At 37.9% G+C, this 23,252-nt stretch carries 26 protein-coding genes, 1 tRNA gene and 1 pseudogene; 16 read left to right on the top strand and 12 right to left on the bottom strand.

Annotation, left to right across the window (positions count from 1 at the left end):
- Positions 1–34: 34 nt before the first annotated feature.
- Positions 35–1,003 (bottom strand): hypothetical protein, encoded by a 969-nt coding sequence (locus PN497_RS14005; protein WP_096567978.1) that lies wholly within the window; start codon positions 1,001–1,003, stop codon positions 35–37.
- 148 nt (positions 1,004–1,151) lie between these two features.
- Positions 1,152–3,509 carry an ATP-dependent helicase gene (locus tag PN497_RS14000; RefSeq protein WP_096567976.1) on the bottom strand — a complete coding sequence of 786 codons (2,358 nt, stop codon included), beginning with the start codon at positions 3,507–3,509 and terminating at the stop codon, positions 1,152–1,154.
- A gap of 40 nt (positions 3,510–3,549) precedes the next feature.
- Between PN497_RS14000 and PN497_RS13995 the strand changes: the two genes are divergently transcribed.
- Entirely contained in the window at positions 3,550–3,678 is a 129-nt protein-coding gene (locus PN497_RS13995; RefSeq protein ID WP_272110443.1) for a hypothetical protein, read from the top strand.
- On the opposite strand, the gene PN497_RS13990 is transcribed toward PN497_RS13995, so the two are convergent.
- Entirely contained in the window at positions 3,647–4,732 is a 1,086-nt protein-coding gene (locus PN497_RS13990; RefSeq protein ID WP_096567974.1) for a RuBisCO accumulation factor 1, read from the bottom strand. The genes PN497_RS13995 and PN497_RS13990 overlap by 32 nt on opposite strands.
- A gap of 213 nt (positions 4,733–4,945) precedes the next feature.
- Between PN497_RS13990 and PN497_RS13985 the strand changes: the two genes are divergently transcribed.
- A complete protein-coding gene (locus tag PN497_RS13985) occupies positions 4,946–5,890 on the top strand; it encodes a response regulator (RefSeq protein WP_096567972.1) in 945 nt (314 codons plus the stop codon).
- On the opposite strand, the gene PN497_RS13980 is transcribed toward PN497_RS13985, so the two are convergent.
- Entirely contained in the window at positions 5,836–5,988 is a 153-nt protein-coding gene (locus PN497_RS13980; protein WP_272110440.1) for a hypothetical protein, read from the bottom strand. The two genes, PN497_RS13985 and PN497_RS13980, sit on opposite strands and share 55 nt — an antisense overlap.
- A gap of 6 nt (positions 5,989–5,994) precedes the next feature.
- On the opposite strand from PN497_RS13980, the gene ubiE reads away from it, so the two are divergent.
- Complete coding sequence (gene ubiE, locus PN497_RS13975; protein WP_096572677.1) at positions 5,995–6,684, top strand: bifunctional demethylmenaquinone methyltransferase/2-methoxy-6-polyprenyl-1,4-benzoquinol methylase UbiE; 690 nt, start codon at positions 5,995–5,997, stop codon at positions 6,682–6,684.
- A gap of 164 nt (positions 6,685–6,848) precedes the next feature.
- Positions 6,849–8,084 carry a DUF445 domain-containing protein gene (locus PN497_RS13970; protein WP_096567970.1) on the top strand — a complete coding sequence of 412 codons (1,236 nt, stop codon included), beginning with the start codon at positions 6,849–6,851 and terminating at the stop codon, positions 8,082–8,084.
- A 744-nt stretch (positions 8,085–8,828) separates the two neighbouring features.
- Here the strand turns inward: PN497_RS13970 and PN497_RS13965 are convergent.
- Entirely contained in the window at positions 8,829–9,041 is a 213-nt protein-coding gene (locus tag PN497_RS13965) for a hypothetical protein (RefSeq protein WP_096567966.1), read from the bottom strand.
- 233 nt (positions 9,042–9,274) lie between these two features.
- Here PN497_RS13965 and PN497_RS13960 point away from each other — a divergent pair, with 233 nt between their 5' ends.
- Positions 9,275–10,414, top strand: coding sequence for an SGNH/GDSL hydrolase family protein (locus tag PN497_RS13960; RefSeq protein WP_096567964.1), 1,140 nt, complete (start codon positions 9,275–9,277; stop codon positions 10,412–10,414).
- A gap of 98 nt (positions 10,415–10,512) precedes the next feature.
- Here the strand turns inward: PN497_RS13960 and larE are convergent, their stop codons facing one another.
- Positions 10,513–11,346 (bottom strand): ATP-dependent sacrificial sulfur transferase LarE, encoded by an 834-nt coding sequence (larE, locus tag PN497_RS13955; protein WP_096567962.1) that lies wholly within the window; start codon positions 11,344–11,346, stop codon positions 10,513–10,515.
- Between the two features lie 196 nt (positions 11,347–11,542).
- On the opposite strand from larE, the pseudogene PN497_RS13950 reads away from it, so the two are divergent.
- The 3 genes and pseudogenes from PN497_RS13950 to recJ form a co-directional block, all read left to right on the top strand.
- Positions 11,543–11,797, top strand: a pseudogene (locus PN497_RS13950) (4-Cys prefix domain-containing protein); the annotation flags it as partial.
- A gap of 76 nt (positions 11,798–11,873) precedes the next feature.
- On the top strand, positions 11,874–11,996 hold the full coding sequence (locus tag PN497_RS13945; protein WP_272110438.1) for a hypothetical protein: 123 nt from the start codon (positions 11,874–11,876) through the stop codon (positions 11,994–11,996).
- Positions 11,997–12,528: 532 nt separating this feature from the next.
- Entirely contained in the window at positions 12,529–14,568 is a 2,040-nt protein-coding gene (gene recJ / locus PN497_RS13940) for a single-stranded-DNA-specific exonuclease RecJ (RefSeq protein WP_096567960.1), read from the top strand.
- A gap of 113 nt (positions 14,569–14,681) precedes the next feature.
- On the opposite strand, the gene psb30 is transcribed toward recJ, so the two are convergent.
- On the bottom strand, positions 14,682–14,801 hold the full coding sequence (gene psb30 / locus PN497_RS13935; RefSeq protein WP_009342523.1) for a photosystem II reaction center protein Ycf12/Psb30: 120 nt from the start codon (positions 14,799–14,801) through the stop codon (positions 14,682–14,684).
- Between the two features lie 57 nt (positions 14,802–14,858).
- Complete coding sequence (locus tag PN497_RS13930) at positions 14,859–15,023, bottom strand: hypothetical protein (protein WP_190347453.1); 165 nt, start codon at positions 15,021–15,023, stop codon at positions 14,859–14,861.
- Positions 15,024–15,063: 40 nt separating this feature from the next.
- Between PN497_RS13930 and PN497_RS13925 the strand changes: the two genes are divergently transcribed.
- From PN497_RS13925 to PN497_RS13915, 3 genes are all read left to right on the top strand, one after another.
- The gene (locus PN497_RS13925; protein WP_096567958.1) at positions 15,064–15,420 is read left to right on the top strand and encodes a YkgJ family cysteine cluster protein; all 357 of its coding nucleotides are present in this window, start codon (positions 15,064–15,066) and stop codon (positions 15,418–15,420) included.
- Positions 15,421–15,506: 86 nt separating this feature from the next.
- Positions 15,507–15,881 carry a TMEM165/GDT1 family protein gene (locus PN497_RS13920; RefSeq protein WP_096572676.1) on the top strand — a complete coding sequence of 125 codons (375 nt, stop codon included), beginning with the start codon at positions 15,507–15,509 and terminating at the stop codon, positions 15,879–15,881.
- 31 nt (positions 15,882–15,912) lie between these two features.
- Complete coding sequence (locus PN497_RS13915; protein WP_096572675.1) at positions 15,913–16,200, top strand: TMEM165/GDT1 family protein; 288 nt, start codon at positions 15,913–15,915, stop codon at positions 16,198–16,200.
- Between the two features lie 157 nt (positions 16,201–16,357).
- Here PN497_RS13915 and PN497_RS13910 read toward each other — a convergent pair whose 3' ends face one another.
- Positions 16,358–17,617 carry a DUF4336 domain-containing protein gene (locus PN497_RS13910; protein WP_096567956.1) on the bottom strand — a complete coding sequence of 420 codons (1,260 nt, stop codon included), beginning with the start codon at positions 17,615–17,617 and terminating at the stop codon, positions 16,358–16,360.
- A gap of 109 nt (positions 17,618–17,726) precedes the next feature.
- Here PN497_RS13910 and PN497_RS13905 point away from each other — a divergent pair, with 109 nt between their 5' ends.
- Complete coding sequence (locus PN497_RS13905) at positions 17,727–18,281, top strand: Uma2 family endonuclease (protein WP_096567954.1); 555 nt, start codon at positions 17,727–17,729, stop codon at positions 18,279–18,281.
- Positions 18,282–18,312: 31 nt separating this feature from the next.
- On the opposite strand, the gene PN497_RS13900 is transcribed toward PN497_RS13905, so the two are convergent.
- The gene (locus tag PN497_RS13900) at positions 18,313–19,197 is read right to left on the bottom strand and encodes a hypothetical protein (protein WP_096567952.1); all 885 of its coding nucleotides are present in this window, start codon (positions 19,195–19,197) and stop codon (positions 18,313–18,315) included.
- A 68-nt stretch (positions 19,198–19,265) separates the two neighbouring features.
- Here PN497_RS13900 and PN497_RS13895 point away from each other — a divergent pair, with 68 nt between their 5' ends.
- Together PN497_RS13895 and PN497_RS13890 are read left to right on the top strand one after the other, a co-directional pair.
- Positions 19,266–19,508, top strand: coding sequence for a glycosyl hydrolase family 31 (locus PN497_RS13895; RefSeq protein ID WP_096567950.1), 243 nt, complete (start codon positions 19,266–19,268; stop codon positions 19,506–19,508).
- A complete protein-coding gene (locus PN497_RS13890) occupies positions 19,495–19,854 on the top strand; it encodes a type II toxin-antitoxin system PemK/MazF family toxin (RefSeq protein WP_096567948.1) in 360 nt (119 codons plus the stop codon). The genes PN497_RS13895 and PN497_RS13890 overlap by 14 nt, the downstream gene beginning before the upstream one ends.
- A 1-nt stretch (position 19,855) precedes the next feature.
- Here the strand turns inward: PN497_RS13890 and PN497_RS13885 are convergent, their stop codons facing one another.
- Both PN497_RS13885 and PN497_RS13880 read right to left on the bottom strand, forming a co-directional pair.
- On the bottom strand, positions 19,856–20,836 hold the full coding sequence (locus PN497_RS13885) for an aldo/keto reductase (RefSeq protein WP_096567946.1): 981 nt from the start codon (positions 20,834–20,836) through the stop codon (positions 19,856–19,858).
- A 124-nt stretch (positions 20,837–20,960) separates the two neighbouring features.
- Positions 20,961–21,032: transfer RNA gene (locus PN497_RS13880), tRNA-Thr, on the bottom strand.
- Between the two features lie 281 nt (positions 21,033–21,313).
- Between PN497_RS13880 and argF the strand changes: the two genes are divergently transcribed.
- On the top strand, positions 21,314–22,234 hold the full coding sequence (argF, locus tag PN497_RS13875; protein ID WP_096567943.1) for an ornithine carbamoyltransferase: 921 nt from the start codon (positions 21,314–21,316) through the stop codon (positions 22,232–22,234).
- 343 nt (positions 22,235–22,577) lie between these two features.
- Complete coding sequence (gene lexA / locus PN497_RS13870; RefSeq protein ID WP_096567941.1) at positions 22,578–23,189, top strand: transcriptional repressor LexA; 612 nt, start codon at positions 22,578–22,580, stop codon at positions 23,187–23,189.
- Positions 23,190–23,252: the final 63 nt, after the last annotated feature.

Below are 23,252 nucleotides of genomic sequence, written 5' to 3'. Positions count from 1 at the left end.
CCCCAGTCCCCAGTCCCCAGTCCCCAGTCCCCAGTCACCTGTCACCTGTCACCTTGGGATCTAAAACAATGCGTGAACCTGTACGATCTACATGATAAGTCCAAAATTGATTGTTCACTTTGAGAACCACTGCCCAACCCTCAACAGGATCATATTGTTGAGTACAGATTTCACCAAAATTAAACACACAGGAATTACTAAAAGTTTTTTGCACAGTACGAGTAATCCTGATACCTATAGTTTGTAACCGAGAACGTTGATAAGCATCATTCAAAACTTTTTCCGCAATTTTTTCTGGTAGTGGAGAACCCTCATTAGCTTTAATTTTCGGATCAATGACAATTTGCGAACCAGACTTATTGACATGATAAGTCCAAGACTCTTCTTTTACCTTCACAACTACAACCCAACCTTCTACAGGTTGATAAATTTCAGCACAGACTTCACCAAAATTAAACACACAAGAATTACTAAAAATTTTAGATGTGGAACTATAAATTCTCAGAGAATTTCTGTTTACACCAGAACGATTAGCCACATCATTTAAAACCTTACTAGCAATATTTCTTGGCAGTTGAGAAGCATTAAAAAAATTAATATTTGGCTCAATCACAATTTGCGAAGATTGACTAACATGATAAGTCCAAGATTGCTCTTTTACCTGCACAACTACAACCCAACCCTGAATTGGTTTATATTCTTTAGTGCAACCCTTTTTAAACTCAAAAATACAACGGTTACTAAAAGTAGTCTGAGTCACCTGAGAAATTTTCAAATCAGATACTTGTACCCTAGAACGCACAGAAGCATCTCTTAACACCGCCTCAGAAATATTTCTAGGTAACGTATTTTGGGCTATTTGTATTTGTTCCCCGCTAGGAATAGCTCCAGATGTATGATTATTACTAATATCAACTCCACAGGCCAGCAGACTGCTTAAAGCCAAAGTTAAAACAATTGCTTTCGATAATTTACCGTTATTCTTTAGATGAGAAAGTAACATAATGTGTTTGCTACCTAATTATTGACAAGATATACCAAGTTATTTACTATTTTTAGTTTAATTTTGTTCCCCATATTCCCACCCAGTGCAGTTAACATTTTTTCTTTTCTCTGTGTACTCTGTGCCTGGAGTGGTTGGTTACAAATGTTTAGTTTCCCGCAGTTAATACAGCTAAATTCATCACATTTTCAGAAAACTGACGTTTTAAAGCTGCAAATACCGGACAAGGTGCAGAAGCTTGTAAATTATTCGGTTTACTCCATGTAAAGGGTGCTTGTTGAGCCGCAGACATCCATAACAACTTTTTAGCCCTAGTCATAGCCACATAAAGTAAACGATATTCTTCCGCCATTTTCAGATATTTTGCATCTTCCCAAGCTTGACTAACATGAGGTATTTGAGATGGTATTTGGGATATATTTTCTCCTTTGTGATGGAGTGCTGCACGAATTTGGGCGCGTGCTACTTCTGATAATGTAAAATCACCTAAAAATTGACTTTGGGGAAGAACCCAAAAACTTCCAGGAATTAAATTTTCATGTAAAAAAGGCAAAAATACATAATCCCAGTCTAGCCCTTTGGCTTTGTGCATAGTGATAATTGTTAGTTGTCCTTTTTTGGTATATTGTTCTTCTAAATTGTCTGTATCTACTGGCTCAAATCGTTCAGAATTGACAATTTCACTTAAAGCAGAAAGCATTGCACCCATTGAATTATTACCAAACATTTGCAGGTTTACTCGTTCTGCAAGTTTGTCTGCTGTGGCTAATTCTGCTTGATCATATTTTAATGTTAAAGCTAAAAAAGAAATGATTTGATAAAGTGGTAATTCTAAACGAGCGCGAAGTAAACTTCGACATAAATGAGCAGCTTTTTGTACTGTTTCTGTTTGGGGAGTTGCTAATGGTCCAGGATATAAAAATTCTTCTGGTAAAATAGCAAGGGTGTTAATATCTTGGGTGGGAATTAATTGACGTTGTACTAAAACATCTAAGGTAGCTTTTAAATAATCAGGAGAATGGGGGCGATCGCAAAATTGCAATAATGATAAAATCTCTTGAGGTACATGAGAACGCCTTTCTTGTTCTCCTACATCATAAAGTTTAATTTTATGTTCTTTACATATCGGTTCTAAAGCTGCTGCTAACCATCTACCTTGGCGATTTTCTCGCACTAATACCGCCGCACGAGCTTGGGAATTTTCCTTAAATAACTCTACAACTCTCTGAGAAATTAACTCAACTGTATGATAAATGTCACGAGGACTATATAATTCTAACCCTTTTCCCACTGGTGTGGGATTCGCATCTGGTTGAGGATCATCAAAATTAACAGCCTCAATTTTTTGATCTAAAAATGGTGTTTGTCTGTTTTTATTTGTGGCTAACCAATGACTATTTACCCATTCTAAAGCAAAGTTAGCAGCATCAATAATAATTCTGCTACTACGCCCTGCTTGATTCATTGTTGCTAGTCGTTTATCAACATTACACTGTTCACAAAATTCTCGGAAATAAATTGGATCAGCAGGGGTAAAAGTTGAATTAATCGCTTGGTTAGGATCACCAACTCTGACTAAATTCAATTTCGATTTATTTAAATTATTTTCATTTTCATCTTCCTCACTTGCTAATTTTTCTAAAAGTTGCGTTTGTAGTTGACTAGAATCTTGGGCTTCATCTTCAAAAACTGCGAAAATTTTGTTTTTTTCAATCTGTAAAGCGCTCTTATTTTTTAATACCTGCAATGCCCCTAAAATCATATCATCATAGTCAATGAAATCCTGTAATTTCATGATTTTTTGATATTGTTCATACAGTCCCGCAGCAATACGTAAAATTTGATAAGAATCTTGACTTTTTTCACTCCATAAATAAAGTTTTTCCGGTAATATTCCCGAGCTTTTAGCTTCATGAATCACGGTATAAGCTAAATCTGGTAATACTTCCGTTCTCAGCACTGACTGACGACGCAATTTTTCTGTTTCTTCTCCGTCAAATTGCTGACCTTCTAACAAGCGGCGATATAGGGCAGGATGGTTATTTATCCATTGTTCCACTGCTAGTCTAATAAAGCGATGACTTTGATTAGGAGTAATTAATTTGACTTCATCTAACTGTAAACCTGATAACTCAGGATGACGACTGGCAATATTTAAGGCTAAACCGTGTAGGGTATAAACAACAAAGCCAGTTTGTGGTAAGGATAATTCTTTTAACTTGTCGCGGATTTTTAATTTTAGGTTAGCAGCAGCAGAACGGGTAAAAGTAACAACTACCAACTGACGGCGATAATTTTTATCATTATTCACAGAATGCTGATATTGACGTGCTATGGCAATTGCAGCAGCAGCGGCCATCCCCGTAGACTTACCAGCACCCGGAACAGCAGATACAGCTAAAGGTCCTGTTTCCCAGTTTGCCATTTGTGTTTGTCCAGATCGCAAACTTTCACGAATTTTGTTAATATTTTCTCTTAATTGGTTGATAGATGATATGTAATTCATAATTCATAATTTATAGTTCATAATTGGTGATAGTTGATAGTTGATAGGGAATCATAAAACTGATTACCCAATCACCAATCACCAATCACCAATCACCAGTCCCCAGTCCCCAGTCCCCAGTCACCAATTATCAATTTTTACTCATCAATTTGCCAAGCATCTTTGGTAAATTCTTCATCGAGAACTTTCTTAGGACGTAAAATGATAATAACTTTACCTAACAAAGTATTTTCTGGTGCAGTTTCAAACCATTGAAAATCAACTTCTCCAGAATTATCAAAGGCAAAATAACTAGAAGCATCCCAATCTCTTTGATTGCGATCTATCACAACTAAAACAGGTTCTATTTTCGTTTGATTTGGGTTAGGGAAAATATCGCTACTAGCAATAATGACTACTGGATCTTCCGCAGATCGTAACACTTGCCAACCTGGTAAAGCTACCCAAGCTTGTTCCCCTGCAAATTTGACAATTTTAAATGGTTCAATTTCTGTAACTATTGGTACAGCTTTTACAGCTTGTGGTGTCAATGGTAATTCACCCACTACAGGTACAAGCCGGGGTAGTTCTTCATCTGACTCTAACCGGAAAAAGGGTAGAATGGGGGCGGGACGTTGGGGAACTACGGTAAAATCAGTTAATAGTTGTTCGATTTGTTTCCTAGCTGTGGGCGAGTGAACAAAACGCAAACCCTTAGCAATTAAGCGCGATCGCTCTTGTAAATCCGAGTTCTGTCTAGCTAATTTCCAAGCTTGATAAGCGACTGCATCCCCTGGATCGTTCGTAAAACCTTGTGGTGGGGTAGAAAAGCGAGAAAAATCTTTGATTGCTTTAGCAACTTCCCGCGCTTCGTCTACATCAAGTTTATGTAAAAAAATCAAATCAGCCGCTGCGGCTCGATCCTCTTGAGTCAGTAAGCGCAGTTCATAAAGAATATCACTAGCTCTTGTACCATAGTATACCCGTGTTGCTTCCGATGCACCAAACTTTTCTAAAGAACTGTAAACTTGAGCGCCAACAATCACCTGATTTTGTTGGATTGGCTCAAATCCAGTGGACTCAAAGATTTCTTGGGGATTGTAACCGTTTTTTTGGAGGTAGGCGATCGCTACTCCCCATTCCACCCAGTTACCTTGTTTTTGTCTCAATTTTACTAATAATTCTTGTGCTGTATCATTAGCAGCATTCCCTGTATCTTGTGTGTTGGATGGTAGTTCAGTCATAATCGGAAGAGCAAACTTCAATTTAATATGGTGATTAGTAATTAAGCTCTTAATTATCCCTTAAATGTGCGAATTTTAGATTATGGATTTTGGATTTTAAATTGAGGTTGTTTGTTTCACAGCTTGGTTGATGTTGAATTGCTAAAAATCAGGATTTTCAACTCTGCTGTGTATGGAATATAACAAAATTGTGAAGAACATATAAAGAAATTTATGGGTAACACAAATCTCGAAATTGAGCAAGTGCGCTCTCAATTCAGTAGTCGTGAACGTGCAAAAAAACTCAAAATCCTGGTAGTGGATGATGAACCAGATAATCTGGATCTACTTTATCGTACCTTTCGTCGTGATTTTAACGTCCTCAAAGCTGACAGTGGTGTAAATGCTTTGCAATTGCTCGAACAAGAAGGAGAAGTAGCAGTCATTATCTCCGATCAGCGAATGCCAGAAATGAAAGGAACTGAATTTCTGAGCCGGACTTTACCACAATTTCCCGATACCGTGAGAATTATCCTCACTGGGTTTACAGATATTGAAGACCTTGTAGAAGCAATTAATAGTGGTCAAGTTTTCAAATACATTACCAAACCTTGGGACTCTGGAGAACTCAAGGAAGTAGTCCAAAGAGCAGCAGCAACTTATGATTTACTGAAACAGCGAACAGAAGAACTGCGTCGCGCTAATGCACAAATACAGTTGTTGACTGTGCTGGTGGAAGTCACCCAAGCTGCTTCTAGCATAGAGGAAATTTTAACTTCCATTGCTAAAGCCTTTAGTGAAACTTTTGCTGCTGATGGTTGTATTGTACAACTTATAGAAGAAAATACTCTGGTAGCAACCCAGGGAGCTTACAGTGTGACAGGAGGAGTTGAAAATTGGCTCTGTGAAGATCCACTCGCCAAAGCAGCGATCGCCACTGCTCAAATCCAATCTTGTTTAAATATCCCTAAAGACCCTAATCTCAATACTCTTACTCATTACCAAGCTGCTGGAGTCCAAGCACATTTAATTATCCCAATTATTTATCGTCAGCAGATGTTAGGAGTATTATCGCTCCAGTGGCAAAAACCTTGTAATTTAAGGGAAGATGAACTTAACCTCATTCATCTGTCAGTGCAATTAGTGGCGATCGCTCTTTCTAGTAGTTGCAGTAGGTGACTGGTGACTGGGGACTGGTGATTGGGGACTGGTGACAGCAACAAAAGTCTTTTATCAATCCAAAATCTAAAATCTAAAATCGGATGACCAACTACCAAGCACCCATAAACAACGAAATTCGTAACATTTTTGACCGTATTGCCCCAGTTTATGATCAATTAAACGATTGGTTAAGTTTGGGACAACACCGGATATGGAAAGAAATGACCGTTAAATGGAGTGGAGCTAAACCCGGAGATACCTGTTTAGATTTATGCTGTGGTAGTGGTGATTTAACCTTTAGATTGGCACGACGCGCAGGAATGACGGGAAAAGTTTATGGTGTAGACTTTTCCTGTAACTTACTCACAACTGCCAAAGAACGTTGCCAAAGCCATTACCCCCAACCTCCTATCACTTGGATAGAAGCTGATGTTCTTAATTTACCCTTTGACGACCATCAATTTGATGCCATCACAATGGGCTATGGTTTAAGAAACGTGAAAGATATTCCCCGCAGTCTCCAAGAAATATATCGCGTTCTCAAACCTGGTGGAAAAGCAGCAATTTTAGATTTTCATCGCCCTAACAACGAAACATTCCGCGCTTTTCAGCAGTGGTATTTAGATAACCTCGTCGTTCCCCTGGCAACTAATTTAGGTGTTAAAGAAGAATACGCTTATATTAGTCCCAGTTTAGACCGTTTCCCCATTGGTAAAGACCAAGTAGCATTAGCACAAAAAGTAGGTTTTGTCAACGCCACACATTACCCCATTTCTAACGGTATGATGGGAGTGTTGGTAATTGATAATTGATAATTGATAATTGATAATTGATAATTTGTAATTACTAACTAATGTTAAGTTGCTAGTTGGGAGTCAGGAAACAGTGAACAGTGAACAGTGAACAGTCAACCTCGATAACTGTCACCTGTCACCTGTCACCTGTCACCTGTCCTCTTTCCCTAATCCAAAATCCTGTGGATTGGTCACATCTTTGGCTTTATGTATCACCCCCAATTCTGGGTGGAATTATCGGCTATTTCACCAATGATATAGCCATCAAAATGCTATTTCGCCCCTATCGAGCTATTTATATTCTGGGGCGCAGAGTGCCTTTTACTCCTGGGTTGATTCCCCGCAATCAGGAGCGGTTGGCAAAAAATATTTCTAATACCATTATGGGATCGCTGTTAACGCCAGAAGAATTGCAAAAGCTGGCGAAGCGTCTCTTACAAACAGAACGGGTACAAGGTGCGATTCTCTGGTTATTGAAGTTGGCGCTGGAGCAAATTCAAGGTGATAAAAACCAGAAAAGTGCCAAAATTGTGGCGGGAATTTTACGGGATTTGCTGGGAGAGTCTTTACCCCGTCTCCTGAAGGTTTTGGCCAGACAGGAAAATTTTTTAGAAGCGCAAATCAACCAAATTTTTGACCAGGTATTACTGGAATTTCAACTCAGTGAAGAACAATCTACACGGTTAGCTGATTGGTTGTTGCAAGTTGTTTTACCACCGGATGTTTTAAGACAAGCAATAGTTGATTTTTTAACAGATAGGACTATTCAAACTATTGATGATAGCTTTCGTGAAAAAACCAGCGGTACTTATTGGGTAGTCGCTAATTTATTTGGTTTACGTAATACTCTGACCCGGTTAAGGACTTTTTGTTTAGATGAAAAAGAGGCTACAAATAAACGATTAGAAGAATTAATCCAAGATTTGCAAATGCGCGATCGCCTCAAAAAATTATTCCAAGATTTATCTTTACAAAATTTACCCGTTGGTACAGTTCGTCAACTCAGAAAAACCACTAGGGAAAGTGTACGCCATTACTTACAAAAGAGTGGTAGCAATTTGTTACATGAATTAACTGAATCAGCGGACTGGGAAAATATTGCTGTCTTGCTGTTAAATCGTTTGCGAAATTCACCAGTGGTTAATACTTCCTTAGAAGTAGTGTCTCAAGAGTTAGCTTTAATTTTAGAAAAGTATTTAGAAAAAGATTTAGAAGCAATTGTCGCCCAGGTAATTCCCATTTTATCTATAGATCAAGTGATTGTTGACCGAGTAAAATCAACTTCACCTGCTGATTTAGAAGCAGCAATTGAAGGAATTGTCAAGAATGAATTACAGGCAATTGTGACTTTAGGCGGTATTTTAGGTTTTGTTGTCGGGTTATTTCAGGTAGGATTTTTGGTTGTCAGTCGATATTAGGGACTGGGGACTGGGGACTGGGGACTGGTGACTGGTGACTGGTGACTGGTGATTGATGATTGGTGATTGGGTAATCAATTTTATGATTCCCTATCAACTCTCAACCACCAACTGTCAACTGTCAACTGTCAACTATCAACTATCAACTATCAACTATCACCACGAAAAACTATATCTATATCTATTGTAAAAAAATTTTGATTCGGGGATCTAGAAACCCCCGTACTCAACATAAGATGTTCGTGTATTTTATCGCTTTATAGCGAGAGTACATGAAATTGACTCAAGAAGTGCTATAAAACCGATATTCGTCCCGATGGACACAAGATATCAGGGAAATAATCAAAGGATAACCAAACCAAAGGGCAATCTAGCCGAATTTGCTATAAATTGTCAATTTGGATTTGGTAGTGCTGATTTACTTTTTGTTTGTAAACCAGCGGTAATTAAAATCAATCCAGTTGGTTATCCTCAGAGTTTCGCTGAGTTCTTTATTAAGTTGTTAACCGATGAAGGGGATCTATTTTTAGACCCCTTCGCTTTTTCCAAAAGAACGGGTTTTGTTGATATGACTCAACAACACCACTGGGTATCTTTGGAATTGAATGAGGTTGATGGACAGGAGAATTTGCTTTTGACTTGGCTAAGAATCAATTTTTGATCAGTCGTGGTTGTTCTATTGTCCTCAAAACAGTCAATTATGCTGCACTAAAGACTTTAGAGTTTAGACTTCTCAATATAGATTCATATTTCGCCGTCTACTTGCATTTTATGCACTTTATCAGCTAACTCTTGACGACCTTGATCGTCTAGCTTATCAATTGCCATCATCCCCATGAGAATAACCTCTTTTAAGGTCAAACGTGTGGAATGTGCCTGTGTTTGCACTCTTTCTTTGATGATTGGACTTACGCCAATTGCGGTACTAGCTCTAGCCACGGAAATAAAAGGAAACATTAATGACTTCGCATAAATCTTAGCACTTTAAACGACGTTATTGTATATAGAATAAAATTTAACAATATTTTTTTAACATTTTGTAATCTGTGATTTTTTATACTTGTATGTTGTAAACTACATTCTCATGGGGGATCTTGATACCGCGTAAGGAAAGTAGAATTTTCCTGAATTCAGCCAAATATGGCTGTCATAAGGAAAAGCAGTGAGTCCTTACAAGGAAAGAAAAAACGATGAAGGAACCTTATCTGTTGGCAGCAGGCTTGTTAACAGGATTGGCAGTACCAACATCGGCTCTTCCAAAGATGTCGAGTCTCCCACCTGAAAATACTGGATTTTTGGAGGATTTAAATCCAAGTTCACCATTACCAGGAGTAGATGAAAAAGTCACTTATCAAGTTGACATTTCTTTACCGGAATTCAGTAATCAAGCTATATCCAAACCAGGGAGTTCACAGTTAGCAGTACGCCAGAAAAGTAACTCCTTGCCAGAATTTAGTAGCCAAGCTGTATCAGCATCAGAGACTTCCCCGGTACGAGTTGAGAAAATTAGCCCCAGGGTGGAAATTTTGTCAGGGGAATTAGCAAACAACTTTTTAGCAGCACCGATAAAAACATCTTTAAACTTGAGTTCTCAAAAAACTAAGCGGACTCCTGTATCTGGGATTCAAATGTACTATTTAAGATTAGCTTCCCTGAAAACTGGGCAAATTTACACTCGTGTAGATGATGAAGATTTACAGTCATATTGGAAGTCAGAGAAAAAAGAGAAAGTCAGTTATCAAGATTGGAAAAGCTTATTAGCGATGGAAGCGAGAGCAATTTCCCAAGGTCAAGGTACAAATCGTTTGAGTATCTTGGTGGGTGATTCTTTGAGTATGTGGTTTCCTAAAGAAAAATTACCTGTTGGTAAATTGTGGTTGAATCAAGGGATATCTGGAGATAGTTCCGCTGGAGTTTTCAGGAGGTTATCAGCTTTTTCCCAGACGCGGCCAGAAGTTATTTATATGATGGTTGGGATTAATGATTTGCTCAAGGGTGCTAGTGATCAGACGATTTTACTCAATCATCGGCGAATTATTCGCAGTTTGCGGCAAACTCACCCCAAAAGTCAAATTATGGTGCAGTCGATTTTGCCTATTCGCCGCCCTCAAATAGCCAATAGTCGTATTCGTCATATCAATGCCCAAATTGCCTTAATTGCTCGTCAAGAGGGGGCTAATTATTTAAATATTCACAATTGGTTTACAGATTTTGATGGTAGTTTACGTCCTGAATTGACCACAGATGGTTTACATTTGTCACCCGCAGGATATAGTGTATGGCAGTCTGCCCTGCAAAAGATAGAGTATATAGTCGCTCAACGATTGTGAGGCAGGTGATTGGTGATTGGTGATTGGTGACTGGTGACTGGTGATTGGTGACTGGTGACAGTAAGAAGAGAATAGTAAGAGTCAATCAATTGTTGATTTTATGTAGCTGGAATTTGTTGTAAAACTTGGTTTAATTTACCACTGCGATAACCTTCTAAATCTAAGGTGACGTAAATAAATCCTAGATTTTGAAATGTGCTGACAAGGGCAGGTAAATCTGTTTTTAAGACAAAATCTGCTATTTTTTCTGGTGGTAGTTCAATTCTGGCTGTGTCTCCTTCGGAACGTACCCGCAGGTTATCCCATCCTAAATTTCTAAGATAAATTTCTGCTCTACCAACTCGCTGTAATTTGGCTATGGTAATTTCTTCACCGTAGGGAAAGCGAGAACTTAAACAGGGTTGGGCGGGTTTATCCCACCAAGGTAGGCCGAGTTGTTGGGAAAGTTGACGAACTTCGGCTTTTGTGACACTTATTTCTGCTAAAGGCGATCGCGCACCTCGTTCTTTTGCGGCTTGGATTCCAGGACGATAATCATGTAAATCATCGGCGTTGACTCCATCTACCACATAAGGATATCCTAACTCTAAAGCGAGGGGCTTGAGTGTGTCGTGCAATTCACTTTTGCAAAAATAGCAGCGGTTAACTGGGTTTGATGTGTAGTTGGGATTTTCCATTTCGTGGGTATGAACGATTTTATGGGCTATCCCAATAGTTGCTGCTTGTGCTGTTGCGTCTGCTAATTCTTCTGGTAGTAGGGAAGGAGAAACCGCTGTTACAGCTAAAGCGCGATCGCCTAATACATCATAAGCAATCTTGGCAACTAATGTACTATCAACTCCCCCAGAATAGGCTATTAATGCCTGATCCATTTCCGCAAATAAGGCTTTTAACTGTTCTAGTTTTGCTTCTAGTTTTTTTGCTATTGTCATGCTGCTAAAACCCCATAACACCTGATCAATACCTATTATAGAAATAATGTCTGAATCAGGATTTACAGGATTTACAGATTTGCTGGATGGGATTTCCTAGATTTTAGGGTTTTTAACAGTATTTCCAGTCAGAGACTGGAAGGAATAAAGTGGTATATGCTTGTATAGAACTCAACGTATCTACCAAAACTCACCCATGTCTCAGATATGTTGTCTAAATCCAGATTGCCATAATCCTCCAGTTACCAACACAACCAAATTTTGTCCTAACTGTGGTGTTCCTTTAACCATCCTGAGAAACCATTATCGTCCCATTAAACCCTTGGGTGGTGGGGGTTTTGGGAAAACTTATCTAGCAGAAGATATTGACAAATTAAACGAAAAGTGCATAATTAAGCAATTTGCACCCCAAACTCAAAATACCTACGCATTAAATAAAGCCAAGGAACTGAACTTTTGGACAGGGGGCTTCTAGTAGTTTAAGTCTCAAATGTAATCCAGACAGTAAACTCGCTACAGAAATTCGTTTGAAAATTAAACGTCCTCAACCTGGACAAAAATTAGCAGATGTTTTAATTCCCAGTGGTGCATTGTCTTGTGACAAAGTTTTAATTGATGCTGTAGGTATTGGTAGTTTAAGCCAATCTTAGAGACAATTAGAGACAAATTTAATGTTGGGTGCAGCAAACGCTCAACCCAACATAATTTTATAATTTATTGTATAATTTAAACTTTCAAGTTTTAGCGAAAGTCTCCAATTTAGAACCAGAAGATGATGACAAATTGTAATAAGTAGTCGTGCCAAATAAATTGTATATTTGGGAGAAGGAACAGGTAATAGGAAATAAGGAATACAGTAAGCATTCAGCTATCAGTAATCAGTAATCAGCTTAAACCCATAATTTAGACAGGTTTGGTATCAAATTAAAAGTTTGCCCAATTCCACGCTAGATATTTACAGACTGGCATTAATCTTTTTTTAACATCTGTAATATCTATTATGTAATATCTATAGGACTTACGCACGAAGTAATCAAAAACCTGATTCTTTCGTAGGGGTAATTCATGAATTACCCGTACTTTCCTGATGTTTTGCGTAAGTCCTGATCTATTGATATTATCTTAGGTGTTTTCTGCATCTTTTATTATAAAATATTCCCAATCACCAATCACCCATTACCGATGACTAATGACCAAAATATTAAACGTTTACCTAACCAACGTTGGCAAATTGCGCCCGCAAATATAGAATTAGCTGCAAAATTAGCTAGTTTAACAAATATTTCCCCTATTATCAGTCAGTTATTGATTAATCGGGGAATGGAAACACCAGAAGCAGCAGAAAAATTTATCAATCCTGAAAGTTTAAATTTACCTTCTCCTTTGGAAGATTTCCCCGATTTAGCGGTAAGTGTAGAATTGTTAGAAAATGCTATTAAAAATCAAGAAAAAATTGCTATCTGTGGTGACTATGATGCAGACGGGATGACTAGCACTGCTTTATTATTGCGAAGTCTCCGCGCTTTGGGTGCTGATGTTGATTATGCTATACCTAGTCGGATGCACGAAGGTTATGGAATTAATAAACGTATTGTTGAAGAATTCAAGAGTGAAGGTGTGGGTTTAATTCTCACGGTAGATAATGGTATTGCTGCTTGTGAACCTATTGCTAGAGCTAGAGAATTAGGTTTAAAAGTGATTATTACAGATCATCATGATCTTCCCAAAGAATTACCACCAGCTAATGCTATTCTCAACCCAAAGTTAATAGATGAATCTTCTCCTTATCGGGGTGTTGCTGGTGTGGGTGTAGCTTATATTTTAGCGGTGTCTTTAGCTCAACAAATGGGAGAATTAAAAGGTTTAGTTCACCCCATGTTAGCTTTATTTACATTAGGAACTATTGCTGATTTAGCTCCTTTAACTGGTGTAAATCGTCGTTGGGTAAAACGTGGTTTAAAGTTATTATCTAAGTCTACTTTACCAGGTGTTCAAGCTTTAATTCAAGTTTCTGGAGTTCAAGCTAGTGAAGGAGAAAAAAACCAAAATTCCAAAACTTTAAAACCAGAAGATATTGGTTTTCGTTTGGGTCCAAGAATTAACGCCATTGGCAGAATTGGCAACCCGCAAACTGTGATAGAATTGTTGACTACTGATGATATGGGAATAGCTCTAGAAAGAGCGATGCAGTGTGAACAGATTAATGCTGAACGTCAAAAAATGTGTGAGGAAATTGAACAGGAAGCAATATCATTAGTGGAAGATTTGTATGTAGAAGATTTACCTAAAAACCGGGTTTTAGTAGTTATTAAGGAAAATTGGCATCATGGTGTAATTGGTATTGTTGCTTCTCGTTTAGTGGAACGTTACGGAGTTCCGGTTTTTATTGGTACTTTTGAAGGTGAAGGTGTAATTCGTGGTTCTGCAAGGGGAATACCTGAATTTCACGTTTTTGAAGCTTTAGAAGATAGTCGTGATTTACTCGGTAAATACGGGGGACATAAAGCCGCAGGTGGTTTTTCTTTGCCAGCAGATAATTTAGCAGATTTTAGATTACGTTTATCTGATTTTGCCAATCAATGTTTAGAAATTCAACATTTGAAACCTTTGCTAAAAATTGATGCTCAAGCAAATCTCTATCAAATCAATCAAGATTTATTCCAACAGTTAAATATTCTTCATCCTTGCGGTATTGAAAACCCTGATCCGGTGTTTTGGACTGCTAACGCACAAGTGATTGAACAGCAAATAGTTGGTAAAGGTCACATTAAATTAACCTTAGCGCAAACTATTGATAATAAAAGGTATGAAATTAAAGCGATCGCTTGGCGTTGGCGTGATTATTTTCCCCTACCATCACGAGTTGATATTGCTTACAAACTCCGGGAAAATAGCTTTAATGGTAATACTAATGTGGAACTGGAATTAGTTGGGGTGAGACTCCCGCAACAGGTGGAAAAATTATTTACTACATCAAAAATTTCTAAACCGACAAAGTTTGAATACAAACAGCGTCAATACACCTGTGGTATTTATCAAAATGGTGTAGGTGCAGAATTAAGAATTAAAAATAGTGAAGGTAAGGTATTAGTCATGCAGCCTGAGAATAAAATAGGTATGTTAGGGTTAAGTCGTGAAGATGCTAAACAGGTTGATTTATCTTTACCCCAATATGATGGTATTATTCAAGCTGCGATGCAGGCTTTGGTAGGGAATAGGTGACTGGTGACTGGTGACTGGTGACTGGTGATAGGAAAGAGCTTTTCCCAATTACCCATTACCAATTACCCATTATCCATTACCAATTACCCATTACCCATTACCCATGACCTAAATTATAGGTCGCCGTTGCGAAACGCGAGTACAAAAATTACTGCTGGTCCTGCAAGTACAATTAATGCTACACAGGTTAATTGAAACACAACTTCCCAATTAATATTGGCTAAAGCTTCCATTTTTCCTCCAAACGGTTTTAAAAAATTCAATAACTTAAATGCAAAGCCCGCATTAGATCATATCTGGATAGGGGCAGCAAGTTTTAAGTTACTTAACAAAATTATAGGAAAGTACATAAAAATGTAAACAGGGAATTGGTGACTGGTGACTGGGGACTGGGGACTGGGGACTGGGGTATTAATCTTCCCCCACCTCCCCATTTCCCTGTTCCCTACTGTCACCTGTCACCTATCACCTGTCACCTACTCCTAGAGGTATATTATGGCTACCTGGCAATGTATAAAACAATGTGGTGCGTGCTGTCATCTTGATCCTACAGAACGCCCAGACTTAGAAGAGTATCTTTCACCAGAGGAACTGGGACTTTATCTTAGTATGGTAGGTGAGGATGGTTGGTGTGTGAATTTTGACCACGAAACGCGAGAATGTATTATTTATGCTGATCGTCCGCGTTTTTGTCGGGTCCAAGTTGATACTTTTCAGGATATGTTTGGTATTGAAGCAGAAGAACTAAATGATTTTGCGATTGATTGTTGTCATCAGCAGATTGAAAGTATTTATGGCGATCGCAGTTTGGAAATGATCCGGTTTGATCAAGCTGTGGGTTTTATACTTTAATTTTCTGTTCACAAGTTGCCATTTATGACAACATTATGAGAAAATGAAAAGAATATGAAAACCACTTAGTGAAAAGACTAACACCCGTGAAACTTGACACTCGACCTGTAACCATTACCGAACCTGAAACCCAGTCACCAGTACCAGAAAATACTGCTCAACCTGCAAACAAAAAACAGCAATCAGTATGGATGGTGTTGGGAACTACCTTCATTACCATATTTTTAGCGGAAATTGGTGATAAAACCCAATTATCAACGTTGTTAATGAGTGCGGAATCTCATGCACCTTGGTTAGTGTTTCTGGGTTCGGGAACTGCTTTAGTTACTACCAGTTTATTAGGTGTGCTGCTTGGTGGTTTTATTGCGAGTAAACTGAGTCCGAAAACTGTGGAAAAATCAGCAGGGGTAATGTTGCTGTTGATTTCTGTAATGTTGTTTTGGGATGTGTTTGTTGGTTAATTTTCAGTTGTTGGTTGTTATAGAGAAAATTATGGATTGGAATCTTTTAGGACTAAGCTTTATTACAGTGTTTCTCTCTGAGTTGGGAGATAAAAGTCAGTTAGCGGCGATCGCTCTTTCTGGTCAAGGTCAATCACGCAAAGCTATATTTTTTGGTACAGCAGGTGCTTTAGTATTAACCAGTTTACTAGGAGCATTAGCTGGGGGTGCAGTTGCAGAGTTATTTCCTACAAGAATTTTAAAGGCGATCGCTGCTGTGGGGTTTGCGATCCTCGCTATTCGTCTGCTTTTACCTAGTAGTGAAACCGAATCTGATTAAATTAGACCTCTCCAAAATAGAATGTATTAATTTGTCATAAGTTGTAGGGGCGAAGCTTATGGGCGATAATTTAACGGAAAAATCAGACATCTAGATATCCCATAAGCTTCGACCTGCCCCCATAAATAAGTTCCATAATTTCTTTTCTGGGGACATCCTACACCTTCTCCCTCGCAGGTGGCACAATTTTAAACCTATTCAAACCCTGATCAATATCTCGCAAAACCTGAAAATCATCCTCCGGTAAAGGATAACTATTACTATTCACTAAACCCCCACTGGGATATTTTTCCAAAAAAGAAAACGCTTTTCTAAATTGTTGTGGTTCCGCTTTAATAGGTGCATCAAAATGACAGGGAATTATCCATTGAAAATCCCATTGTGCCACTTTATCAGCCCAATTTATTGTTTCCTGGGGTTCGCGATTTAATATTAAACTCTGTAAAACCGGTGCCACAAATATCCGCCCATCTCCTCTTAATGCTTCATAAGACCTTTCCCAGTCTTTTCGCCATTGGAAGGGGAAAAAGCCAAAATATGTTTTTAAGCTGCGTTCTGGTGCTTTCCAGGCATCTCTAAATACATCTTTCCACTTGGGTACATCCACTACGCTGGGACGGAAGTAAAAGGCAAATAATGTAATACGTTGCCACCCTTTGCGGCGGTTTTCTGCTGTATCGGCTATGATATTGTATGCTTGATCTTTGGCGTGGTACAGCAACGGATAGGGATCAAGTTGAACTATTGCTGGTGGTTCTGCGGGTACGGAAACTATGGTATCTGTGAGCAAGAGATTGTGCGATCGCCTGTGGAAAAATGCCACTTCTGCAAACTTCCCAGGACCCAAATCAATGGGTCCCAATATCTCATAATCAAACTCATCAGCAAACGGTACTTGACTACTATCTGCGGGTAATATCTGCGTCCGGTTTGATGGTAAACCCAACCAACTTAAAGGTAAATTTACGGGAAAACTCCATTGTTCTGGTGCTACAAATATCTGTGCTGTAGGAAAATATCGCGCAAAGGGTCCGACAAATACTTTATGTTCTATTCCTGAGATGGTGGGCAAAATTATATACTTTACTTCCCCGTGTTCTGCTACCAACTCATTTACTAACCGGATACATTCTTTTGTGGGTGCGACAGGTGCATAAACCAATAAACCGCCTTTTTCTAACTTTACCACCGTCATGCGGATGGGTACAACTACATAGAAAACCCCTTGCATCTGATCAAAGATCCAGATAGTATCCTTAACTACTTCTTTGCGAATAGTGCGACGTTTTCCGTAGGGATAAAGGGGGACAACTGGCCAGAACTTCCATGTATAATCCTGGGGGTTGACATTTTCTACATTGATTGTACCTTCACCTTGAATCACTGTGCGATCGCTCCCAATAACCAATATTTTCATCTTTCCCGATTTTGGAGTTTAGCAAATTTTGGAGCTAATAATTTAATCTGGGAATTTAATTTTGTCATCAATGAAGTTACAATGGGAATAAAGCAGATGGAGAACTGCTATGAATGTAACTACTGTAAAATGGACTATTAAAGATTATCATCAAATAATTGCCACTGGTATTTTAGCAGATCGTAATGTTGAGTTAATTAATGGGGAAATAGTAGAAATGGCTCCTGAAGGAGAATATCATGCTTATTCTAGTGATGAAGCAGGAGAATATTTAATTTATTTACTTGGACAAAAAGCAAAAGTTCGTCAAGCTAAACCAATTACTATCCCAGAAACTAATTCCGAACCAGAACCAGATATTGCTATTGTTCAACGTTTAGGAAAAGATTACCGCGAACATCATCCTTATCCAGAAAATATATTTTGGGTAATTGAATATTCAGATTCTAGTTTAAGTAAAGATTTGGAAGTTAAAACTAAAGTTTATGCTTCCGCAGGTATTCCCGAATATTGGATAATTAATTTGCGGAATATGGAATTGATTGTTTTTAGAGTTCCTACTGATGCAGGTTATCAAAGTCGAGAAATTTTTAAAAATGGTGAAATTCGATCTTTAGCTTTTCCTGATGTGAGTATTTTGGTTGAGAGATTATTGGGAATGTAACAGCGATTTTAACTTATACTAAATGATAACTTCATATTCGAGCTTGATTTAATACTTCACTAAACTCATCAACCAAATCTAAAAATTCTGCCCATTCTACTAAATAACCATAATCCAAATTTTCTGCTTGTAACTTCACTATCCCCAAAACATCACGCCATTGTTTTTCTGATTTACTTCCCTTACCCCAGCGCAACTTTTGTGTTGTGTGTAAAATATTATCTTCTGCTGAAGCTATCCAAAAACTAGGTATTCCCTCTACATCTACTAACACTCTCCGATTCATTTGTGATATAGCAAAATGTGAATTATCTGTGATATAAATATCAGCATTGGCGATAGTTTCTGGATGAGTAATATTCAATATATTACCATATCCACGTTGCAAATCTTCTACCGCACCTGCTGAACAATAATATCCAGATGCTTCTAAAGTTTCTACTAATAAATCTATTTGATTTTGATTAATTTCTATAACCAAATCTAAATCACGAGTAGAACGTGGTTCTCCGTGGATAGAACTCGCAACACCACCACTTACATAGTAAGAAATATTAATTGATGCAAATATTTGATGTAGTTCCCCTGCTAAAGAAATGGAATCTTGAATCCACATATTTTCATTAATACCTTTTGGTTGAAATTCAGGAGTATATTTTTCTCCTAATACAGCGCAAGTAAATTTATCACGAATTTCTTGGATAGTAAAATTTCGATGTCGTGATTTAATTCCTACAAGACATAGTTTTTTTACGCCTTTTTCATGGGAAATAAACATTTCTAGGCGTTGTTTTAATGTCAGGTTTCTTAATCTATTAAATAAGTAAACATCAGCTTCTATGTTTGTATCTTGACTTTGGGGTTGATAATTAGATTTGGGAACTTTTGGTAAATATAATCTTGATTTTTCTAGCATGGTTTAGAAATTGGTGATATAATAATATTACAAGAAAACTTGTAAATTGCAAACTAGGATATAAAATAATGACATCTGGACATTTAGCAGTTGTTAAAGACGGGAAAATAGAATTACTCTCTCCTGTATCTATACCCGAAGGAACAAAAGTATTTATTATTCCTATTCTACCAGAAGATAAGAATACAGAAGAAACAGAAAACTGGGAAAAATTTTCTTTAAATAACTTGAATCAATGTTATGCAGAAAATGAACCAGAATATACCTTAGAATCAATCAAAGAATATAACCCAGATTATGAAAGAAGGTAATATTATATTAACTCCTATTCCTCAAGCAAATGGAGAAATAAAAAACCGTCCGGCTTTAATTTTGCGAGAAATGCCAAAGTATCAAGATTTTTTGGTATGTGGAATTAGCACCCAATTAAAACAATATATTCCTGATTTTGATGAAATAGTTTCATCTGATGATGATGATTTTCAATCTAGTGGTTTAGTTAGTTCATCTGTAATTAGATTGAGTTTCTTAACAGTTATTACTCGTAACAATATAATTGGATCAATTGGCTTAATTTCCACAGAACGACACCAACGATTATTACATAATCTGAGTCAATATTTAATTAAATCCAAAGATGAATCTAGAAAAAATTAGATCACTTTGTCTGAAAAATATTCTGCACCATCTTCTTTTCAGACTTAGCAGCAGCACTATCCAACTCTGCAACTTCCCCATCACTCAACAACCAACCCAAAGTACCTATATTTTGCTGTGCTTGTTCCAAATTCTTCGCACCAGGAATAGGAATTGCACCTTTACAAATACACCAGTTAATTGCAACTTGAGACATGGTTCTATTTCTCTGATTTGCTATTTCTCTTAAAGTTCCTAAAACTCCTTGAATCCCTGGTAAGATTTGTTTAAATAAAAATCCTCTTACACCTTTAGGAAATTTACCATTTTCCGAAAACTTCCCTGTTAATAAACCCAACGCTAAAGGACTATAAGCAATGAGTTTAATTCCCAAATCATCACATACATCTTTTAACCCTAATTCTGTCACTGGATAGGTTGATAATAAAGAATATTGCACCTGTAAAGTTTTAATCGGTATTCCCCTTTCCTGGAATCTTTTATGTACCCATAATAATCTTTTTGTACCGTAATTTGATAGTCCTACACCTTTAACTAAACCCTCTTCATATAAATCAGCTAAACCATCTAATAAACCTACTTCTTGCCAAGGTGCATAATTTGCTGTAGACCAGTGCATCTGCACTAAATCAACGTTTTTTCCTAATCTTTTAGCAGAAGCATGACAAGCAGAAATAATTGATTTTCTTGTCCATCTCCAAGGATAAGCTGCTAATTTTGTCGCAATACAAATATGATCTTGATTTAAACCTTGATATTTTTTGCTAAACTTACCTAAAAGTGACTCACTACGTCCATTTAATCTTCCTGTACCATAGGAGTCTCCTGTATCAAACAGGGTGACACCATTACTCACACAAAGATTAAATACCTGTTGTAATTGGTCATCCATGCTTTCATTATATCCCCACAGGAGTTGATTACCCCAAGCCCATGTTCCACATCCCATACTGGGAAAAGATAGTGATTGATTTGTTTGCATATTGCTTTCCTATAAAAAGTATGATGTTAGCATTTGATGATACCTAAATTGGATTTAGGCAGGTTAAACAATAAAATACTAAATTCGTTTCTATAGTTTTTGTATGTGTTTAGTTAAATAAAAAAGCCAGCAGTCAGGATTGAACTGACGACCTTCCGATTACAAGTCGGATGCACTACCGCTGTGCTATGCTGGCGTGTTGGAGCTTTTGAATTGCCCACCGACTTATAATAATAGCATAAATAAATTATTTGTCTAGTAGTTTTCCGAAAAAATTTTTTTCCCTGGTTTTTTACCTGGGTTAACTGTCAAGTCTATCCAAAATCCAAAATCCCATAACTGCTGATGTATCACCAAGCTAACTACAATCCAGTAGATTCAGGTAACAATAATTTGGTAGAGTTTTAAGACTGTATTCCTGTTGACGCGGCTGAGTGAAGACACAGAAAACATCACCATAATATACAAATCATCAGCATGGCAGCATTGATCGGACGAGATTTATTAGGTTTGGCGGATCTGAGTTCCCCAGAACTGCAAGAACTTCTAGAAATGGCAGCTTTACTCAAGTCACAAAAGCTAACGTTACATTGTAACAAGGTTTTGGGTTTGTTATTCTCCAAGGCTTCCACCCGCACCAGGGTTAGTTTTACTGTGGCAATGTATCAACTGGGTGGCCAGGTTATTGACCTGAACCCTAATGTTACCCAAGTGAGTCGGGGTGAACCTGTACAGGATACCGCTAGGGTATTGGATCGTTATTTGGATATCCTCGCTATTAGAACTTTTGCCCAGCAGGAGTTGGAAATTTTTGCTAATTATGCCAAAATTCCGGTAATTAATGCTCTGACAGATTTAGAGCATCCTTGTCAGATTTTAGCTGATTTATTAACTATTCAAGAATGTTTTGGCTCTCTGGCAGGTTTAACTCTGACCTATGTGGGGGATGGTAATAATGTGGCTAATTCTCTCATGTTGGGTTGTGCTTTGATGGGAATGAATGTGAGAGTAGCTTTTCCTTCAGGATATGCCCCAGATGCGGAAATTGTAGAAAAAGCTAGGGCGATCGCTGATCATAAAACTGAAGTTATTCTCACCCATGATGCAGCCGCAGCAGCTAAAGGCGCACAGGTTCTTTATACTGATGTTTGGGCAAGTATGGGACAAGAATCGGAAGCTGATAACCGTCTTCCTATCTTCCAACCTTATCAAATTTCTCAACAATTATTAAGTTTTGCCGATCCCGCAGCAATTGTTTTACACTGTCTACCAGCCCATCGTGGTGAAGAAATTACCGATGAAGTTATCGAAGGTTCTCAATCAAAAGTTTGGGATCAGGCAGAAAATAGATTACACGCCCAAAAAGCTTTACTTGCTAGTATTTTAGGGGCAAAGTGAAAGAATGGTGATTGGTGATAGTTGATAGTTGATAGTTGATAGTTGACAGTTGACAGTTGATAGTTGACAGTTGACAGTTGACAGTTGACAGTTGACAGTTAAGAGTTTTTTACCAATTACCAATTACCAATCACCAATCACCAATCACCAATCACCAATCACCAATTTAAGGAAAAAATTGATAAATATAACTCTATTTCACTAAAATTACTGGTTAATAGTCGCAAGTGCTGAAGAAAGATATTGATTTATTCTTGAGAAATATTTAAATCAATCTTGTTAAGGGAAGATTTTTGTAGTACAAATGCTCTAGGGACATTTGTAATTACTTCCCGATAAAACAATGGAAAAACTAACAGCAGTCCAACAAGAATTGTATGAATGGTTGGTAGAATATATCCGTATTAATCAGTATTCGCCATCTATTCGCCAGATGATGCAAGCGATGAATCTCAAGTCACCTGCACCTATTCAAAGTCGTTTGGAACATTTACGCAATAAGGGATACATTGACTGGAATGAAGGGAAAGCGCGAACAATTAGAATTTTGCGGCCGACTAAGCAAGGTGTACCCATTTTAGGAACTATAGCTGCTGGTGGTTTAATTGAACCTTTTACCGATGCGGTGGAACATGAATATTTAGACTTGGCTAATTTATCTCTACCTCCCCGCAGCTATGCTTTGCGGGTAACGGGTGATAGCATGATTGAAGATTTAATTGCTGATGGTGATGTGGTGTTTTTGCGTCCCGTACTCGAACCCAATCAGTTAAAAAATGGTACGATTGTTGCCGCTAGGGTGGAAGGATACGGTACAACTTTAAAACGTTTTTATCTGGAAGAAGATACTGTCACTCTCAAACCTGCAAACCCAAAATATCAACCTATCGAAGTACCCGCTATGCAAGTACAGGTACAGGGTTCTTTGGTGGGTGTGTGGAGAAATTATAATTAGGGACTGGTGACTGGTGACTGGTGACTGGTGACTGGTGACTGGTGACTGGTGACTGGTGACTGG

The organism is Sphaerospermopsis kisseleviana CS-549, assembly GCF_028329225.1.
Classification (GTDB): domain Bacteria; phylum Cyanobacteriota; class Cyanobacteriia; order Cyanobacteriales; family Nostocaceae; genus Sphaerospermopsis; species Sphaerospermopsis kisseleviana.
The sequence above is the reverse complement of the archived record's forward strand: the minus strand, read 5'-3'. Positions and strand labels throughout refer to the sequence as shown.

What these genes read in the sequence shown, in the direction of transcription:
- PN497_RS14005 (WP_096567978.1), bottom strand. Translation starts at nt 1,003, where the DNA reads ATGTTACTTTCTCATCTAAAGAATAACGGTAAATTATCGAAAGCAATT.
- PN497_RS14000 (WP_096567976.1), bottom strand. Translation starts at nt 3,509, where the DNA reads ATGAATTACATATCATCTATCAACCAATTAAGAGAAAATATTAACAAA.
- PN497_RS13990 (WP_096567974.1), bottom strand. Translation starts at nt 4,732, where the DNA reads ATGACTGAACTACCATCCAACACACAAGATACAGGGAATGCTGCTAAT.
- PN497_RS13985 (WP_096567972.1), top strand. Translation starts at nt 4,946, where the DNA reads ATGGGTAACACAAATCTCGAAATTGAGCAAGTGCGCTCTCAATTCAGT.
- PN497_RS13965 (WP_096567966.1), bottom strand. Translation starts at nt 9,041, where the DNA reads ATGTTTCCTTTTATTTCCGTGGCTAGAGCTAGTACCGCAATTGGCGTA.
- PN497_RS13960 (WP_096567964.1), top strand. Translation starts at nt 9,275, where the DNA reads ATGAAGGAACCTTATCTGTTGGCAGCAGGCTTGTTAACAGGATTGGCA.
- larE (WP_096567962.1), bottom strand. Translation starts at nt 11,346, where the DNA reads ATGACAATAGCAAAAAAACTAGAAGCAAAACTAGAACAGTTAAAAGCC.
- recJ (WP_096567960.1), top strand. Translation starts at nt 12,529, where the DNA reads ATGACTAATGACCAAAATATTAAACGTTTACCTAACCAACGTTGGCAA.
- psb30 (WP_009342523.1), bottom strand. Translation starts at nt 14,801, where the DNA reads ATGGAAGCTTTAGCCAATATTAATTGGGAAGTTGTGTTTCAATTAACC.
- PN497_RS13925 (WP_096567958.1), top strand. Translation starts at nt 15,064, where the DNA reads ATGGCTACCTGGCAATGTATAAAACAATGTGGTGCGTGCTGTCATCTT.
- PN497_RS13915 (WP_096572675.1), top strand. Translation starts at nt 15,913, where the DNA reads ATGGATTGGAATCTTTTAGGACTAAGCTTTATTACAGTGTTTCTCTCT.
- PN497_RS13910 (WP_096567956.1), bottom strand. Translation starts at nt 17,617, where the DNA reads ATGAAAATATTGGTTATTGGGAGCGATCGCACAGTGATTCAAGGTGAA.
- PN497_RS13905 (WP_096567954.1), top strand. Translation starts at nt 17,727, where the DNA reads ATGAATGTAACTACTGTAAAATGGACTATTAAAGATTATCATCAAATA.
- PN497_RS13900 (WP_096567952.1), bottom strand. Translation starts at nt 19,197, where the DNA reads ATGCTAGAAAAATCAAGATTATATTTACCAAAAGTTCCCAAATCTAAT.
- PN497_RS13895 (WP_096567950.1), top strand. Translation starts at nt 19,266, where the DNA reads ATGACATCTGGACATTTAGCAGTTGTTAAAGACGGGAAAATAGAATTA.
- PN497_RS13890 (WP_096567948.1), top strand. Translation starts at nt 19,495, where the DNA reads ATGAAAGAAGGTAATATTATATTAACTCCTATTCCTCAAGCAAATGGA.
- PN497_RS13885 (WP_096567946.1), bottom strand. Translation starts at nt 20,836, where the DNA reads ATGCAAACAAATCAATCACTATCTTTTCCCAGTATGGGATGTGGAACA.
- argF (WP_096567943.1), top strand. Translation starts at nt 21,314, where the DNA reads ATGGCAGCATTGATCGGACGAGATTTATTAGGTTTGGCGGATCTGAGT.
- lexA (WP_096567941.1), top strand. Translation starts at nt 22,578, where the DNA reads ATGGAAAAACTAACAGCAGTCCAACAAGAATTGTATGAATGGTTGGTA.